Origin of the sequence: Gulosibacter macacae (assembly GCF_003865375.1) — a bacterium.
GTDB classification, from domain to species: Bacteria; Actinomycetota; Actinomycetes; order Actinomycetales; family Microbacteriaceae; genus Gulosibacter; species Gulosibacter macacae.
The window spans coordinates 1-17,014 of the sequence record NZ_RQVS01000020.1 but is presented as its reverse complement, the minus strand read 5'-3'; the positions used below and the strand labels follow the sequence as shown (position 1 = coordinate 17,014).

Below are 17,014 nucleotides of genomic sequence, written 5' to 3'. Positions count from 1 at the left end.
CCTCGCGATTCCCATCGTGCTCGTCACCGCCGCCGCGATCGGCACCATCACGGGCCTGCTCGTCACCGTGGTCCGGCTGCACCCCGTGGTGGCCTCGACCGGCATGCTCTTCATCCTCGTCGGCCTGTCCATCACGATCTCCAAATCGCCGGTGGGCGCGCCCGAGAACTGGTCGAGCGGGCTCTCCCAACGCATCGGATTCCTCCCCGGGGCGCTCATCACGATCGGCATCGTGGCCCTGATGTGGTTCGGCCTGCGCCGGACCGCGTATGTGCGCAACCTCCTCGCCACCGGCGAAAGCGACGTGTCAGCCTACGGCTCTGGCGTGAACGTCACCGTCGTGCGCACGCTCGCCTACACGACCGGCGGCGTGTTCGCCGGCGTCGCCGGCATCGCGCTGAGCGCGCTGCTGCAGTCGTCGCAGGCCTCACTCGCCACGACCTACGCGCTCCTCGGCCTCGCCGCCGCGGTGCTCGGCGGCACGGCGCTTGGTGGCGGGCGGGGCGGCCTGCTCGGCACGTTCCTCGGCGCGCTCGTGCTCTATCTCGTCCAGCAACTCCTCACCGCGTTCGGCGTCGACCCCGCCATGGTGCAGTTCGCCTACGGCGCGGTGCTCGTCGTCGGCGTGCTCATCGGCGCCACTCTCCTCAACCCCCGTCGCGCAAGGAGCAGGTCATGAACCAGTTCACTCCCGTCACCCGTTCGCTGACCCTCCCCGTCGACGATCCGCCCCGAGCGCAGCGCCTGCGTCGCGTGCTGCTCGAAACCCCGCTCGTGCAGCTCGCGATCCTCATTGCAATGTCGATCGTGCTCGTCATGCTCGTTCCCGCCTTCCTCGAGCGACCCATCGCCGCGGTCTCGATCCTCACCATCGCGTCGCTGCTCGCCCTCGCCGCCATGGGGCAGACCCTCGTCGTCATCCTCGGCGGGCTCGACATGGCGATCGCGGGCTATGTCACGTTCGGCGCCATGGTCGCCTCGCAGGCCACGAGCCGGCTCGGGTGGCAGACGCCGCTCGCCATGGTGGTGGTGCTCGTCGTGTGCGGCGGCATCGGCGGCCTCGTCGGCTGGGTGTGCCACCGCTATCGCATCGAGCCGCTCGTCATCACGCTCGGGCTCGGGGTGGCACTGACAGGCGGATCGCTCTTCCTCGCAGGCGGCGACTACAACGGCCAGCCGCCGCAAGAGCTGAAGGCGCTCGCCCAGCTCACGGGGACGACCTTCGGCCTCCCGATCCCGCCCGTCGTCGTCATCGTGATCGTGCTCGGCGTGCTGCTGTGGCTGTTCCTCTCGAAGACGGTCGCCGGACGTCGCCTCTATGCGACGGGCGTCAACCCGCGAGCGGCCGGCCTCACCCGCATCCGCACCGGGGCCGTCTGGGCCGGCGTGTTCGCGGCGTCCGGGGCCTTCGCCGGGCTCGCGGGCATGTTCATCGCCGCCTTCGGGGCGGGGTGGACGATGACGATCGGCGAGCCGTACCTGTTCTCTGGTCTCGCCGCAGTGCTCGTGGGCGGCACGACCTTCGGGTCGATCCGAGGCGGCTTCACGCGCACCGCGCTCGGCGCCCTCATCCTTACGGTGCTCTCGACGATCATCATCAGTCAAGGCATGAGCGAGGCACAGACGCGCATCGTCTACGGCATCATCATCATCTCCGTCGTGGCGCTCTACGGCCGGGAGCGGCACGTGCGCGATCGGTTCTGAGCGGCACGGGGATATTCAGGTGGGGCGGGGATCGGCGACGGCACCTGCCCCGCTCGCTCACGCCATTCGCCGTGAATGGGGGCACGGCGCAGGGACACAAACTTATGATATGATACGTGCCGTACCTAATGGTCCGCGCCAAATGATTCGGCCCGTGGACGCACGTCCCCCGCCGCAACGACACGAAGGAGTGTCACCCCGTGCTCAGAACTCGCCTCACCGCGCTCGCCGCAGCTGCCGCGGCCCTGCTCGCCCTCACGGGCTGCTCCGCGGGCACCTCCCCTTCGACGCCAGATGCCGGCGCCGACGATGTCATCGCGATCAACGTGGGCATCACCCCGATCATCAATGCCGCCAACGTCTACGTCGGCATCGAAGAAGGGATCTTCGAACGTCACGGCCTGGACGTGACCCCGGTGGTCGTGCAGAACACGTCGACCGCGATCCCCTCGCTCATCAACGGTGAACTCCAGGTCGCGCTCATCAACGCCGTCGCCGCCGTGACCGCCGGTTCCAAGGGCCTGCCGATCCAGATCGTGAGCGGCAGCGACCGCTATCCGACCGACCCCGCGGAGGACACGACCGCGATCGTCGTCAAGCCGGACAGCGGTATCTCCGACGTCACCGACCTGGCCGGCACGACGATCGCGATCGTCGGCCTCAAGTCGGGCCCCGAGCTCGCCACGCGCGTCTTGCTCGACGAGGCGGGCGTCGATCTTGCGAGCGTGAACTTCGTCGAACTCGCCTACCCCGACATGGTCGCTGCGGTCGAGGCGGGACGCGTCGACGCCGCGTTCATCGTCGACCCGTTCCTGTCGAACGCGAAGGCCGCGGGACTCGAGGTCGTCGCGCAACCGTTCACCGAGGGCATCGGGGGGATGAACGCGATGACGTGGGTCGCGAGCGAAAGCTACCTCGGCGCCAACGCCGAGGCGATCGAACGCTTCACCGCCGCGATCCAAGAGGCCGCTGACTTCTCGAACGACAACCCGGAGTCGGTCCGTGCGGTGCTGCCAGAGTTCACCACGCTCTCGGAAGCCGCGATCGAGAACGCGGTGCTCGGCCGCTACGACTCATCCCTGAGCGTTGAGGATCTGGAGGCATGGAGTGCCATCCTCGTCAAGTACGGCTTCATCGAGGAGGAGTTCGACACCTCGGGCCTGATCTGGCACAAGCCGTGACCACCGCGATCGTCCGCCCTCGTCCGCGGGGCCGCGTCCGGCCCCGCGGACGAGGGCGGCTCGCCCAGGTGCTGGTCTTCGCCGGACTCGTCGCCGTCTGGTGGCTCGCCGCTGCGGCCGGCTCGATCGGCGCTGTGCCCACTCCGCCCGCGGTCGTGAGCGCGCTCGTCACCGAAATCGCGACCGGCGCCATCTGGCAGCCGCTCGGCTTGACGATCGCGAGCTGGGGCATCAGTTTCAGCATCGCCGTCGTGCTCGGCGTGGTCATCGGCTTGCCCCTCGGCATGAGCCGCCTCGCCTATCGGATCTCCTCATTCGTCCTCGATTTCATGCGCACCATCCCGGCGCTCGTGCTCGTGCCCCTCGTCGTGCTGCTCTTCGGGTCAAAATTGCCGAGCACGGTGCTGCTCGCGGCATTCGGCGCCGTGTGGGCGGTGATCATGCAGACCGTGTACGGCGCGCGCGACACCGACCCCGTCGCGCGCGACACCTTCACGTCGTTCCGGGTCCGTCCGTTCGACCGGTTCTTCCGGCTCCTGCTCCCCTCTGCGGCGCCGTACATCGCGACGGGCGTGCGGCTCGCCGCGGCGATCTGCCTGCTCGTCACCATCAGCGCTCAGATCGTCATCCCCGCCGACGGCATCGGCAAGTCGATCGTGATGGCCGGCCTCGGCGACGCGACCCCGACGATGTATGCCTACATCCTGCTCGCCGGCCTGCTCGGAGTCGGCATCAACGCCTTGTTTGAGCGCCTCGAGTCGGTCGTCTTGCGCTGGCACCCCGCACATCGCAAGGAGCACGCATGAGAACGTTTGCCGGACGCTTCCTGCTCCCCCTCGTTCTGCCGGTGGTGCTCATCGCGCTTTGGTGGTTCGCGAGCGCCTCGAGCACGTCGATCTACTTCCCCCCGCTCCCCGAGATCCTCGAGACGTTCCTCGAGCTCTGGATCTTCTCGCTCGTGCCCGAGCACGTCGCGCCCTCGATGGCAGCGATCGGCCTCGGACTCGGGATCTCGATCGTGCTCGGCGTCTCGCTGGGGGTCGCGCTCGGCCTCAATGGCCGGGTCGCGAACGCCGTCGGTCCCGCGCTGCAATTCCTCCGGTACCTCCCCGCCGTCGCCCTGCTCCCGCTGGCGATCCAGCTCGTCGGTCTCGGCCTCGGCATGCGAGTGCTGGTGATCGTCCTCGGCGCGCTGTGGCCCATCCTGCTGAACACGATCGACGGCGTGCGCGGCGTGCATCCCGCCGTGCTCGATGTCGCGCGCTCCAACCGCGTGCGACCGGTCGACCGCATCTTCCGCATGGTGCTCCCCGCCGCCGCCCCGCAGATCTTCGCCGGCATCCGCGCCAGCCTCGCCGTGTCGGTGATCCTCATGGTCGCCAGCGAGATGCTCGGCTCGTCAGCAGGAATGGGGTTCTTCATCCTGCAGGCGCAGCGTCAGTTCTCGCTGCCCGAAATGTGGTCGGGCATGCTGCTGCTCGGCATCATCGGCTACCTGCTCAACATCATCCTGCTCGTCGTCGAGCACTACGTCCTGTCGTGGCACCGGTTGTCGCGCGCATGAACGAGGAAGTGACCGCCACCATGAACACCACCACGGCGACCGATGTCCCACAGCTCGAGGCCATCGGACTCGGCAAGTCGTACGGAGACAAAGAGGTCCTCCGCGACCTCGCCTTCAAGGCCGATCGCGGTGAATTCGTCTGCATCGTCGGCCCCTCCGGTACCGGCAAGACAACGCTGCTGCGCTGCCTCGCGCGCCTCATCGAACCGACCTCGGGCGAAGTACGCGTCGACGGTCGCGTCGTGACCGAACCGCCGGCCGAAGTGTCCGTCGTCTTCCAGGACTACAGCCGTTCGCTGATGCCCTGGATGCGCGTCGACGCCAATATCGCGCTGCCGCTGCGACGCTATCGACTCGATCGAGCCGAGCGTGACGCACGGGTCGCCGAGGCGCTCGAGCAGGTCGGCCTTGCCGGCAACGGCCGTCTCTACCCGTGGGAGATGTCGGGCGGCATGCAGCAGCGCGCCGCGATCGCGCGCTCACTCGCCTACCGCCCCGAGGTGCTCATCATGGACGAGCCGTTCGCGTCGGTCGATGCGCAGACGCGCGCCGATCTCGAGGACCTCATGCTCTCGATCCGCGACCGGCTCGGCGTCACGATCGTCCTCGTCACCCACGACATCGACGAGGCCGTCTATCTGGCCGATCAGGTGGTCGTGCTCTTCGGGCGACCCGCCTCGGTCGCCGCCACGATCCCGGTGCCGCTCGGCCCGGATCGCGACCAGCTCACCACCAAGGCACGGCCCGACTATCTCGAGTTGCGCGAGCGAATCCACAAGATGATCATGCGCGCGAGTGCGGGCAGCACGGCCGCGAACTGACGCGCTCGCGGCACGAGCAAGGGGGCGGGCACCGATCCAGGTGCCCGCCCCCTTGTGCCATCGTCAGGGATCAGGCGATGACGGTCGGCGTCCCGACCATCACATCCGAGTTGGCTGCGTGGCTGAACGCCGCCGCGTCGGGGGCGACGACGTCTCGGTAGTGCTCGCTCGCGACTTCAGCGGCGAGCGCGTCGGCCGAAGCGAACACGATCGTGCCGACGCCGTCATCGCGGTCGGCGCTGAATCGCGACGGCGGTGCCAGCGGAGCGGTCGTGAACTCGAGGCTGGCGATGCGTGCCGTCGACTCCTCACCTGCGAGCGCGAGGTCGGCGTGCCGCGCGTACGCGGTCGCGAACTCGTCCTTCCGCAGTGAACGCACGGCGGTGGTGAGCGCGATGAGCTGCACGGCGCCCTCCGGGTACGGCTCCTCCGCCTCCCAGCGCCGACCCGGCTCGCCGGCGATGGCATGCGGCAACGCTGCGAGCAGCCGCATCCGTGGCGCGAGCCACTCGTACTCGAAGGCACGCGACACGACCCAGTCGGCGGCATCGTTTTTACGTGCCCACCAGGTCTCGATCGCGGCGTCGAACGGCGATTCGTCGGCCGGGTCCACCGCGGCGAGACCGGTCGTGACGACGCTGCGCAACAGCCCGGCGGCGGCGATCGGGGCGGTGCGCTCGAGTTCGAGCAACTCCGCGGCGAAGTCGTGGCGGTCGCGTTGGGGGTCGCGAGCGAGCAGGATGACAAGCTTGTAGGCCGGCTGCTGATTCATGCGTTCGCCTTCCGGTTCTTCGCCGACGCGAGCTTGTCGGCGATGCCCATGAGCGCCGGATTGCCGGCTGCCGCGACGAGCACGTTCTGCTGCAGGGTCGCCTTGCGCGCCGCTGCGCCCGACTCGCGCCCGGTCTCGCGGTTCTTCGAGCACGTCACCGGCACGTTGAAGATGAGACGGCGAAGGCACGAGTTGTTGTGGTCGCACCAGATGATGTCGTTCGTGCGCCCGGTCATCACCTTGTTCGGGAAGTCGGGGTCGGCGAGCAACTGGCGCGCGAGCATGAAGCCATCGACGATGCCGGATTCCACCGCGTCGGCCGCTTGCTGCGGGTCGTAGGTGCTGCTGATGAGCAGCGGCACATCCGGTAGCGCTTCGCGGAAGATCTGCGCCTCGCCGTGACTGAGGATCGCCCCCGATTCGCGTGGCAGGTTCGCATCCATCGACTCGTAGTTGCCGTCGGTTAGCGCGATGTAGTCGACGCCCGCCGCAGCGATGAACTGGGCGACCTCCGCGTACCCCTTGGGGCCCTGACCGTCGGGAAGGTGATCGTTGACGCTCATCCGGACACCGATCGGGTAGTCGTCGCCGACCTCTGCGCGAAGGGCACGGATCGTGTCGACGAGAATGCGGGCACGGTTCTCGGCCGATCCACCGTACTCGTCGGTGCGCCAGTTCGTGCGCGGCGAAAGGAACGACGAGTAGAGGTACCGCATGTGCGCCCCCAGCTCGATGCCATCGAAGCCCGCATCCTTGCAGCGGCGGACGGCGGCGACCGTGGCCTCCTGCACCTCGCGGATCTCGTCCTTCGTGATCTCGACCGGCGTCGGGTTCGTGCGCCCGCCGGGGATGTAGAAACCGTTCGGCAGTCGGGGTGCCCCCATGTGCACGGGCTTCGGGCTCGCGGCTCGGGTGGTCCGCCCTTCGCCGGGGATGCCCATGGCACCGAAACTGGGGAAGATCTGATGGATCACCGGAACGTCATACTCGTGGACGGCATCGACGAGACGCTTGAGACCGGGAATGAATCGATCGTCGTCGGAGCGCATGAGCGGCTGGAACGGGGCCTCCGCGACACCACGCGCGGTCGCGGCGCCGCCGCCCACCATGAGCAGCCCGGCACCCCCCTGGGCGCGCCGCGCAAGGAATGCGATCGACTGATCGCTCGGCCGGCCGTCCTCGGTCGGTTGCAGCACCGCCATGGGGCTGAGTACGAAGCGGTTCTTGATCGTGAGGCCGTTGATCTTCCAGGGCGTGGAGAGTACGGCAGCAGGGTTCGTCATCGTTGACCTTTCAAGGGGATCGGAGGATTGTGGGAAAACCGACGTCGTCGGCGAGGAGTCCGAGTTCGCGACGGATGCGTACGAGCACGTCCAGACCGGCGGGGTCGACGGGCAGCAGACCGCCCGCCACGAGCGCCCCGAGCACGGCACGGACCTCGGGGTCTCCGAGGCGGTCGGCGCGCACGACGAGCCCCTGGCCAGGAAACGCGGGATGCGAATCCTGCACCCGGGCGAGGAGCTCGCAACCGGCGTCGAGGGCATCATCATCGAACGGCGGCCCGAGCAGGGTGGCATCGGTCGTGCCGGCGATGAGCGCGTCGTACCGCTCGCGCACGCCACCGACCTCGTGCCACTCGGGCTCGATACCGTGCTCGGCGAGCAGGTGACGGGCGGCGAGGGAGAATCCGTTGTCGAAGGCGTCGACAGCGACGCGTCGGCCGGCAAGGTCGGTGAGGTCTTGCAGCCCGCCGCGCGCGATGAACGCGAGCGGCGTGGTCGGCTCGACCTGGCCGACGAGCGCGAGCTCGGTGCCGGCCCCGACCCACGCGAAGAGATTGTCCATCGCGGTCACCGCGCCGTCGAGCTCACCGTCGAGCAGACCGCGCAGTTGTCCGGGGCTGCCGCTCGAGCGCAGCTCGACGAGGTCGACATGGTCGAGCAGACCGCGCTCCCGCGCCGCAATCAGCGGCGCGGGAGTCACGAAGCAGGACAGTCGGACGGTCACCGTGGGCTCACACGGGAGGGGCGACGAAGAGGTGGGCGTTGTCGGAGTCGTTGAACATCTCGTTCGAGATGAACTCGTCCATGTCGCCGCCGGTGCCCCACTGGTCGGAAGTCTCGGGCTCCTGCACGTCGAAGATCGTCGGGTGCCAGGTGTCCTCGTCGATCATCTCGAGCTCGGTCGTCATCTCCATCGTGTTGCCGTTCGGGTCGACGAAGTAGGTGAACGTGTTGTCGCCGGCCGCGTGTCGGCCCGGGCCCCAGATCTTCCGGTACCCCGCGCGAATCATCCGCCCGCTCCCGCGCATGTACTCGTCGAGCCCGCGCAGCTCGAAGGACGCGTGCTGGAGTGACGCGTGCGGCCCGCGGGCGATCGCCATCGAGTGGTGTTGCGAGTTGCAGCGCAGGAAGTAGAACAGGTCACCGACGTGCGGGTGGTTCAGCGTGTCGGAAAGCCGGAATCCGAGGTGCTCCTCGTACCAGGCGAGCATCTTCTCGGGCTGCGACGAGTTGAGCACGACGTGCGAGAGCCGCACGGGGATCGACTCGCGCTCCTCGATCTTGCGGTGCTTGCGGGTCTCGACCTCCGCCGACACCTCGATGGTGCGGCCCTCGAGGTCGAAGAACCGGAAGCCGTAGCCGCCACCGAGGGTCTGCAGGTCGCCGGGCTCGGACACGAGCCGGATGCCCTTGGACCCGAGCTCTTGAGCAAGCCGGTCGACCGAGGCGCGATCCGCCGCGCCGAAGGCGACCAGGTCGAGCCGCTTGTCGGGCGAGCGGCGCACGCGCGTGATGTATTGCTCGGGCGAGCCCTCGGCGGCGAAGTAGACGACGTCGCCGTCGTCGTGCTGCACGGTCAGGCCCCAGTGGTTCTTGTAGAACTCGACCTGCTGATCGAAGTCGGGCACGGCGAGGTCGAAGTGGCGGATGTGGGTTATCGGGCTGAACGACATGACGATCTCCAATGGGACTAGTTGGCCTGGGCCGCGACCGCGGCGGGCGAGGGGGCGAGCGTGGGGATGCGACGCACGAGGCGTTCGAGGTCGGCGGGCGTGTCGGCGACGCCGAGCACGTAGTGGTCGGGTCGGTGGACGACGGCACTGGCGCCGACGTCGTCGAGCAGTTGTGACACTTTGGCGGGGTCGAGCAGCACGACGGTCTCGTCATCGGCGTCGAGGATCGACTTCACGTCGTCGGAGAGCCCGTCGTAGAGCTCGCGCGTGGTCGCGACGAGGAAACGGCGGCGCACCATGTCGTCCAGGCGCACCCCATCGGCGAGGATCGGCTGCATCCCGAGGCGGCCGGCGCGCTCGTCCCGGTCGCCCTCGTGGAGACCGGGGCCGAGCGGCGGGGCACTCGGCTCGGCCGAGGCCTCGGGGTGCGCCTTGATGAACTCGTCGCGCTGGGCGGCGACCACCGGGTCGGTGGTCTGGATGATGACGGCCTGGTTCGCGGCGGTCTCGACCCAGTAGGTGGCGTGGGGCTTGCGCTCGCTCTCGTAGGTGTCGAGGAGCGATTCGTCGGCCTTGCCGCGCGCCACGAGGTCGAGCTTCCAGACGAGATTCTCGACGTCGCGCATGCCGGCGCACAAACCCTGACCAAACAGCGGCGGGGCCTGGTGGGCGGCGTCGCCGACGAGGAAGATGCGGCCGTCGCGCCAACGCTCGGCAATCCGGCCACGGAAGGTGTAGATCGCGCGACGATCGGGCGCGAACCGGTCCGCGGGGAGCACCCCGCGACTGAGCCGCTCGATGGCCTCGGGCGTCACGATCTCGTCGGGGTCGTCACCCGGCATGAGCATGAACTCCATGCGGACGCGGGTGCCGGGGAGCCGCAGCCACAGCGCAGGTCGCGTGTAGGCGCCGAGTTGCACCATGTCGGCGGCGTAGCCCGGCGCGTCGACGAGCTGGCCGTCGACCACGAGCCACTGGGCATCTTCGCCGAACTTCTCACCGGTGATGCCGAGCCGCTGACGCGTCTCGGAGCGGGCGCCGTCCGCGGCGATCACCCAGCGGGCGACCGTGACTCGTTCTGCACCCTCGCGGTCGACGGTGCGGACGTTCACCGCGCCGTCGATTTCGTGGACCCCGGTCACCCGATGGCCGAGACGAAGCTCGACGCCCTCGGCGGCGTCGACCACCGTGCGCATGAGCCGTTCGATGTCGGGCTGATGGAAGCTGATGTGATCACTCCACGCCTGCGAGCCGAGGCGATCGGTGTCGGCGTGCACGAGCACCTCGCCGGCCTCGTTGATGATCTCGACGCTTCGCATGGGCACGGTGATGCCCGCGAACTGTTCAGCGACGCCGAGACGCTGCAGTGAGCGCATCGTCTCGCCATCGAAGTGCACGGCGCGAGCCGTCGGCCACATGTCGGCGTCCCGCTCGAATCCGATTGCGGTGAGTCCGGCGTCGCCGAGTTGCGCGAGCGCCGCGACGCCCGCCGGACCGCCGCCGATCACGACGACGTCCACGTCAATTGCTTCCACCACCAGACACCTCCTTGTGTCCAGTACGTATCGTTTCGTATCTTACCCATGGAAGGCCCAGTTGTCAGCATCCATGCGCCGTCTCGACCCTCGTCGCGTGCGACCTGCACTCAGGCTCGCACGCGACTGATCATCACTGAAGATCGAGTCCGCGATAGTCGCCATCGGTCCCGCCGATGAGCCCGTCCCGCACCACCGCGAGGGCACCGCGGAGCCACCGATGGCCCTCATCGCGCTCGTGATCGCCGTGCCACCAGAATGCGTCGCGAATCGGCTCGAGCTCGACCGGCGTCGCCACCATCCGCAATCGGTCGATGTTCGCGACTACGCGCTCCGCAAGATCGCGTGGCACGAGCGCCACCCGGTCGGTTCCGATCAACAGCGACGGCAGGACGAAGAAGTGCGGGGTCGCCGCAACGGTCACGAGCTCGATGCCGCGCATCCGCAGTTGCATCGCCGCGGGCGGCAGGCCTTCTCGCGCGGGAATGGTCTCGACCCACGGCCGATCGAGCAGCCCCTTTTCCCCCGCCTCGGCGTCGACCAAGCACACCCAGGATTCGGGCGGGAGATCGAGACGCGCGAGTCCCGACGCGTACCCGTGCGGAAGGACGGCCCCGTCGATCGTGCGAAGCGAATCGGGCACGGACGCGACGAGTCGGCCGTCGACGGCCGGGAACTCGAACCGAACTCCCGGAGCCTCCGCGGCGACCAGCTGCAGGAGGGGCGGCGCGACGCGCGCGATGGCCGCATCCACCCCGGCGATGACGAACGTGCGCTCGCTCGAAGCGGGCTCGAAACCCGACTGCAGCCGAAGGACGTGGTCGACTTCGGAAATCGCGGTGGGCAGCACGCCGAGCAGCCGCTCGGCGAGCGGCGTGAGCTCGTGAAGATTGCCGCGCCGCACGAGCAGCTCGTCCTCGTAGTGAGCTCGGAGCTTCGCGAGAGCGCCTGACATCGACGGCTGCGACAGGTGTAGGCGCTCGGCGGCACGGGTGACGCTGCGTTCCTCGAGAAGCGCCCTCAACGGCCGCAGAAGGTTGTAGTCCATGAGGGTGCCCTCGGTTCCCCGCCGATCGGCCGAATCGAACGCGCCGCTCCGGTCAGGCCTTCCAGACGGTCTTCAAGTTGCAGAACTCGCGCTGGCCGACCTCGGCCAGCTCGCGACCGAATCCCGACCGTTTGATGCCACCGAACGGCAGCTCTTGGTACGACACGGTCATGCCGTTGATGAAGACGGCGCCGGCATCCAGCTCGCGGGTGAATCGCTCCTGCTCGCTCGGATCATTCGTCCACACGGCGCTCCCGAGGCCGAACGTCGTCTGATTCGCGATGCGGAGCGCGTCGCCGACGTCGGACGCGCGGTAGAGTGATGCGACCGGACCGAAGGCCTCCTCCTGCACGAGTCTGGCGTCATTCGGGAGATCGGCGATGACGGTCGGTGCATAGAACCAGCCGCGACCGTCGTGCAGCGTACCGCCGGTGAGGATCGTCGCGCCCTTGGCCCGGGCGTCCTCGACGAGATCGACGACGTCCTGCCGCCCCTGCTCGGTAGCCATCGGGCCGACCTCCGTCTCAGGGCGGAGCGGGTCGCCGACCACGAGTTCGGACATGCGCCGGACGAACTCGGTGGCGAACTCCTCGTAGACGTCGGTGTGAACGATGAAGCGCTTGCCCGCGATGCAGGCCTGGCCGTTGTTGTTGACGCGAGCCGCCACCGCGGTCTTCGCCGCCTCCGCGATGTCCGCCGAGGGCAGCACGACGAACGGGTCGGAACCACCGAGCTCGAGCACCGCCTTCTTCAGGTGATCGCCGGCCGTCGCCGCAACCGAGCGCCCTGCCGACTCGGAGCCGGTGAGGGTGACGGCCGCAACGCGGTCATCAGCGATGACGCGCGCGACCTCGCCGCCGCCGATGAGGAGCGTGCGGAACGACCCCTTCGGGAAACCACCGCGCTCGAAGAGGTCGTCGAACAGCATCGCCGCCTGCGGCACGTTCGACGCGTGCTTGAGCAGCCCCGCGTTTCCGGCCATGAGCGCTGGCGCCGCGAAGCGGACGACTTGCCAGATCGGGTAGTTCCACGGCATCACGGCGAGCACGACGCCGAGCGGCTGGTAGACCGACCAGGCCGCTGACGCGCCGACCCGCGCAGGATCGTCGAGCGGCACATCTGCGAGAAACGTCTCGGAGTGATCGGCGTAAAAGCGCATCGCCTTCACCGACTTGCGCACCTCAGCGACCGACTGCGCGATCGGCTTGCCCATCTCGACCGTGATGAGCTCGCCGAGACCCTCGGCGTGGCCCTCGAGAAAGTCCGCCGCAGCGTGCATCCAGGCACGGCGCTGCTCGAATGTCGTTCGACCGAGCTCTGCGGCAGCCGCGTGCGCCTGCCCGATGCGCTCGTCGACCTCGGCCGCGGAGTGCGGCTCAATGAGCATCTCGGTCTTGCCGGTGGTGGGGTTCACGGTCGCGATCGCCATCTTGCGCTCCTCGTCGAGTGGATGTCTTGCCCAGCATAGCGCAATGCGATACGCTACGTATCGTGTTTAAAGAGCGACTTTGAACCCCACGATCACGAAGGAGTGACACGTGAGCACCGACACCCGGCCCCCCGCCGCACCCACGCTGTTCCTCACCGACGCCGATGTCGCCGAACTCGCCGATTTGCCGAGCGCAATCCGCGCGATCCGCGCCGCCTACTCGGCCCCGGTCGATGATGCGCGCAATCCTGGTCGCATCTTCGCGGACAGCGGCCGGGAGTGGCAGCGAACGATGCCCTCGGTCCCGACGAGTGGTCGTTTGTTCGGCGCGAAGTCGATCAACGGCTCGTTCGCCGACGGCCTGCGCGTGAGCTACCTCATCTCGCTCTTCGACAAGGAGACCGCCGATCTCGTCGCGCTCGTCGACGGCAATCGGGTGACCGGTCTGCGGACCGCAGCGACCAGCGCCGTCGGCGCCGCGACGATCGCACCCGAGCGTCCGCTCGTGCTCGCCGTCGTCGGCTCCGGGTTCGAGGCGCAGTCGCACACGTCGGCCCTTGCCGAAGTCGTCGAACTGTCCGAGATCCGGGTCTACAGCCCCACGCCGCGCAACCGAGTCGCGTTCGCCGAGCGATTCGCCGACGAGCTCGGCGTGCCCGTGCACGCGGTCGATTCGGCCGAGGTGGCGGTCAGGGACGCCGACCTCGTGCTGTGCGCAGCCCGCTCGCGAGACGAGACCCCGACTGTCGAGGCCGACTGGATCGGCGCCGACGCGACGGTCGTTTCGATCGGATCGACGACACCGGGCCAGCGCGAGCTCCCCGCCGAACTCCTTGCCCGCGCCGCGCTCGTGGTGGCCGACGGCGTCGACGAGGTCGTACACGGCAGCGGCGACATGCTCGCCGCCCGCGCGGCCGGCGTCGATGTCGATGCGCTCACCGCTTCGCTCAACGACGTGCTGCTCGGCGAGCGCGAGATCGATCGGACGCGCGGCATTCGAATCTACAAGTCCACCGGGGCAGGCCTGCAAGACATCGTCGTGGCCGAGGCCCTCGTCGATCTCGCTCGCGAACGGGGCCTCGGCACCGACCTGCCCGTCGGAATCGTCACCACCGCAAAGTAAGTAGAGGAAGAACTCATGGTCGATTACACCAAAGATCAGGCTCGCGCCTGGGCGAAGGAGCACTGGAAGGGTGCCATCGCCGTCACGATGCCGTCGTACACACCCGATTTCGAGCGACTCAACGAGAATGCGATCCGCCACGACATCCTCAAGCTCAAGGAACTCGGATTCGCCGGGACGCTCCTCGTGACCGAGCTCGCGATCACTCCCGAAGAGAACGCGCGGTTCACCGCGGTCGCGCGCGAAGCAGCCGGCCCTGACTTCCAGCTGTTCTTCCACGCCGCGTTCGACACGCTCGAGAAGAACATCTCGGCACTCAAGCTCGCGGAGGCCGAGGGCGTCGACAGCGTTCTCATGTCGTACCCGACGACGTTCTGGCCAACCACCCACCAAGAGGTGTTCGACTACACGAAGGCGCTCGCCGACTCGACCGACCTCGGTTGTATGCTGTTCGGCCTGCCGGCGTGGGGCTTCGAACGCATCGACAATGCCGGCATGCCGGTGCCGTTCGTGCGCAGCTTGCTCGACGCCGTGCCGAACATCGTCGCGATCAAGGCGGAGCAGGGCTACCCCACCATCGGCGGCATCATGGAGATGCAGCACCACTTCAGCGACGAGGTGATCATCTCCTGCCCGATCGAAAGCGAGACGATCCCACTCATGTCGGTGATCGACTTCCAGTTCTCGGGTACGTCGAACACCAACTGGATGAGCGACTACTTCCCGCGCGCCTTCGAGCTCGCGCAGCGCGGCGACTGGGAGGCGGCAATGAAGCTGTGGTGGCAGGTCGCGCCCGCCCGCGCCGCCAACACCGCCATCCTCACCGGCTCGGCGGTGGGCACCACGGTCATCAACCGCACCGGCTGGAAGTATCAGGAGTGGCTCGCCGGATTCAATGGCGGCGCCCTCCGTGCCTCGGCCCCCCGCATCCCCGACCGACTCATGAAGCAGGCGCGGTCGGCACTGGAAGCCTCAGGGCTGCCCGTCACCGATCTCCCCGACAGCGAATTCGTCAAGGGGCGAGTGCAGGCCTGATCGGCCTCCCCCTCCCCGAACAACCTGCGCCATCCGGCGCGGCCAGGCAACGCTGCGCGCCGGGCCGCGCCGGTCACCGCACCGATCGAGAGAGCCGCCCATGGCACCCGCTCCAGCCCCCATCCCCACCCCCGAGACGCGGGAGTTCTGGGAAGGCACCGCGCGACGTGAACTGCGCATCCAGCGCTGCACGGCGTGCGGGAAGCACTATTTCCATCCTCGCCCGTTCTGCCCCGACCCGACTTGCGCCTCCGACGCCGTCGAGTGGACCGTCGTGTCGGGACGCGCGCGCCTGTCGTCCTACGTGATCAACCACCGGCCGTTGCCGATGTTCGAGGTGACCGAGCCCCAGATCATCGCCATCGTCACGCTCGACGAGGGGCCACGGATGATGACGAATCTCATCGGCGTCGATCCCGATCCGGAACTGCTCGTCCTGAACATGCCCCTCGAGGTCGACTTCGTCACCCGCGGGGAGCAGTGGCTGCCGATGTTTCACCCCGCGGTCGAGGAGGCACGCCGATGAACATGCACCGAGGTGCCGTCGCGATCGTGGGGGCGGCCGAGACCACAACGGTCGGAGTGCGGCCCGACCGATCGTACGTCGGCCTCCACTGCGAGGCCGCCCGCAACGCCCTCGCGGATGCAGGACTCCGTCCGATCGACGTCGATGGCGTGGCGACCGCCGGTCCGGTGTTCCCGTGGGAGGTGTCGGATGCCCTCGGCATCCGGCCGCGATGGATCGACGGCACGCACATCGGCGGCACGAGCTTCATCGCGCACATTCGGCACGCGGCCGCAGCGATCGCGACTGGCGCCGCCGAGGTCGTGCTCATCACCCATGGGGAATCAGGACGATCGATGATCGCCGCGCCACCGCTTCCGTTTGGCACGGACTTCTCGACGGTCACCGGACAGTTCCAAGACGTGTACGGCGCTATTGCGCCCTACGCGACGTTCACCACCCCAGTGCTCGCCTTCCTGGAAGAGCGCGGAATGCATCGCCGCGACCTCGCCGAGGTCGTCGTCGCGCAGCGCGAGTGGGCGATGCCGAACGAGCGGGCCTCCCGTCGAGAACCGATCACGGTCGACGAGGTGCTCGCGCAGCGCGACCTCGCCTACCCGTTCACCAAGGACATGGTCTGCGTCGTCACCGACGGGGGCGGCGCGCTCATCCTCACAAGCGCCGCTCGAGCACGATCGATGCGGAATGCAGATCGGCTCGTGCACGTACTCGGCTCGGGTGAGTCGGCCGAATCAACCCTCATCGTCGAAATGGACGACCTCGGCAGCTTCGGCGCGTTCCGCCGATCCTCGGCCGATGCATTCCGAGCCGCCAGACTCGGGCCGGCAGACATCGACCACCTCATGGTCTATGACGCATTCGCGCACCTGCCGCTCTACGGTCTCGAGGATCTCGGGTTCGTCGGGTTCGGCGAGTCGGGAGCCTTCATCGCCGACGGGCACACCCGACCGGGCGGGACACTCCCCATGAACACGAACGGCGGCGGCCTCTCGTACACCCACAGCGGCATGTACGGCATGTTCGCGCTGCAGGAAGCAGTGCGCCAGTTGCGCGGCGAGGCGTGCGTGCAGGTCGAGGGCGTCACCACCAGCCTCGTGCAGGGCGTCGGCGCGATGTTTAGCGCCGCGGCGACGGTGATCCTCTCGAACGAACTGCCCTGAGCCGTTCCGTTGGCCCGGGCCGGCGCGGGGGCGAGACGCACCCCCGCGCCAGCTTCGTCCCACACGTAGCGCAGTGTTGTTATCGCTGAGATGGCGTGATGGCAGTGCCATCGTCGATAAACGGCTCTTCCCAGATGAGGGTGTAGAGCGGCTGTGAGGT

The 17,014-nt window shown here is 68.2% G+C and carries 17 protein-coding genes; 10 read left to right on the top strand and 7 right to left on the bottom strand.

Annotated elements, in window-relative coordinates; translation table 11 throughout:
* Window positions 1-7: 7 nt before the first annotated feature.
* From EG850_RS12105 to EG850_RS12080, 6 genes are all read left to right on the top strand, one after another.
* Complete coding sequence (locus EG850_RS12105; protein ID WP_124973838.1) at window positions 8-679, top strand: ABC transporter permease subunit; 672 nt, start codon at window positions 8-10, stop codon at window positions 677-679.
* On the top strand, window positions 676-1,704 hold the full coding sequence (locus EG850_RS12100) for an ABC transporter permease (protein WP_124973836.1): 1,029 nt from the start codon (window positions 676-678) through the stop codon (window positions 1,702-1,704). The genes EG850_RS12105 and EG850_RS12100 overlap by 4 nt, the downstream gene beginning before the upstream one ends.
* Window positions 1,705-1,904: 200 nt before the next feature.
* Window positions 1,905-2,885 carry an ABC transporter substrate-binding protein gene (locus tag EG850_RS12095; RefSeq protein WP_124973834.1) on the top strand — a complete coding sequence of 327 codons (981 nt, stop codon included), beginning with the start codon at window positions 1,905-1,907 and terminating at the stop codon, window positions 2,883-2,885.
* Window positions 2,882-3,691 (top strand): ABC transporter permease, encoded by an 810-nt coding sequence (locus EG850_RS12090; RefSeq protein WP_185715060.1) that lies wholly within the window; start codon window positions 2,882-2,884, stop codon window positions 3,689-3,691. The genes EG850_RS12095 and EG850_RS12090 overlap by 4 nt, the downstream gene beginning before the upstream one ends.
* Window positions 3,688-4,449: an ABC transporter permease gene (locus EG850_RS12085; RefSeq protein WP_124973830.1), complete on the top strand. Its 762-nt coding sequence runs from the start codon at window positions 3,688-3,690 to the stop codon at window positions 4,447-4,449. The genes EG850_RS12090 and EG850_RS12085 overlap by 4 nt, the downstream gene beginning before the upstream one ends.
* A 20-nt stretch (window positions 4,450-4,469) precedes the next feature.
* On the top strand, window positions 4,470-5,270 hold the full coding sequence (locus tag EG850_RS12080) for an ABC transporter ATP-binding protein (protein ID WP_124973828.1): 801 nt from the start codon (window positions 4,470-4,472) through the stop codon (window positions 5,268-5,270).
* Window positions 5,271-5,340: 70 nt separating this feature from the next.
* Here EG850_RS12080 and EG850_RS12075 read toward each other — a convergent pair whose 3' ends face one another.
* The 7 genes from EG850_RS12075 to EG850_RS12045 all read right to left on the bottom strand — a co-directional run bounded on the left by EG850_RS12075 (window position 5,341) and on the right by EG850_RS12045 (window position 13,010).
* Window positions 5,341-6,042, bottom strand: a complete 702-nt coding sequence (locus EG850_RS12075; protein ID WP_124973826.1) for an EthD domain-containing protein — start codon at window positions 6,040-6,042, stop codon at window positions 5,341-5,343.
* Complete coding sequence (locus tag EG850_RS12070; RefSeq protein ID WP_124973824.1) at window positions 6,039-7,325, bottom strand: NADH:flavin oxidoreductase; 1,287 nt, start codon at window positions 7,323-7,325, stop codon at window positions 6,039-6,041. Before EG850_RS12070 ends, EG850_RS12075 begins: the two co-directional genes overlap by 4 nt.
* A gap of 10 nt (window positions 7,326-7,335) precedes the next feature.
* Window positions 7,336-8,049, bottom strand: a complete 714-nt coding sequence (locus EG850_RS12065; RefSeq protein ID WP_124973822.1) for an ABC transporter substrate-binding protein — start codon at window positions 8,047-8,049, stop codon at window positions 7,336-7,338.
* Window positions 8,050-8,056: 7 nt separating this feature from the next.
* Window positions 8,057-8,998, bottom strand: coding sequence for a VOC family protein (locus EG850_RS12060; protein WP_124973820.1), 942 nt, complete (start codon window positions 8,996-8,998; stop codon window positions 8,057-8,059).
* 17 nt (window positions 8,999-9,015) lie between these two features.
* Entirely contained in the window at window positions 9,016-10,536 is a 1,521-nt protein-coding gene (locus EG850_RS12055) for a bifunctional 3-(3-hydroxy-phenyl)propionate/3-hydroxycinnamic acid hydroxylase (RefSeq protein ID WP_185715059.1), read from the bottom strand.
* 130 nt (window positions 10,537-10,666) lie between these two features.
* Window positions 10,667-11,581, bottom strand: coding sequence for a LysR family transcriptional regulator (locus EG850_RS12050; protein ID WP_124973816.1), 915 nt, complete (start codon window positions 11,579-11,581; stop codon window positions 10,667-10,669).
* Between the two features lie 52 nt (window positions 11,582-11,633).
* Window positions 11,634-13,010, bottom strand: a complete 1,377-nt coding sequence (locus tag EG850_RS12045; protein WP_124973814.1) for an aldehyde dehydrogenase family protein — start codon at window positions 13,008-13,010, stop codon at window positions 11,634-11,636.
* Between the two features lie 109 nt (window positions 13,011-13,119).
* On the opposite strand from EG850_RS12045, the gene EG850_RS12040 reads away from it, so the two are divergent.
* From EG850_RS12040 to EG850_RS12025, 4 genes are all read left to right on the top strand, one after another.
* Window positions 13,120-14,133 carry an ornithine cyclodeaminase family protein gene (locus EG850_RS12040; protein WP_124973812.1) on the top strand — a complete coding sequence of 338 codons (1,014 nt, stop codon included), beginning with the start codon at window positions 13,120-13,122 and terminating at the stop codon, window positions 14,131-14,133.
* A gap of 15 nt (window positions 14,134-14,148) precedes the next feature.
* The gene (locus tag EG850_RS12035; RefSeq protein WP_124973810.1) at window positions 14,149-15,168 is read left to right on the top strand and encodes a dihydrodipicolinate synthase family protein; all 1,020 of its coding nucleotides are present in this window, start codon (window positions 14,149-14,151) and stop codon (window positions 15,166-15,168) included.
* A gap of 100 nt (window positions 15,169-15,268) precedes the next feature.
* The gene (locus EG850_RS12030) at window positions 15,269-15,694 is read left to right on the top strand and encodes a Zn-ribbon domain-containing OB-fold protein (protein ID WP_124973809.1); all 426 of its coding nucleotides are present in this window, start codon (window positions 15,269-15,271) and stop codon (window positions 15,692-15,694) included.
* Complete coding sequence (locus EG850_RS12025) at window positions 15,691-16,854, top strand: thiolase C-terminal domain-containing protein (protein ID WP_124973807.1); 1,164 nt, start codon at window positions 15,691-15,693, stop codon at window positions 16,852-16,854. The genes EG850_RS12030 and EG850_RS12025 overlap by 4 nt, the downstream gene beginning before the upstream one ends.
* Window positions 16,855-17,014: the final 160 nt, after the last annotated feature.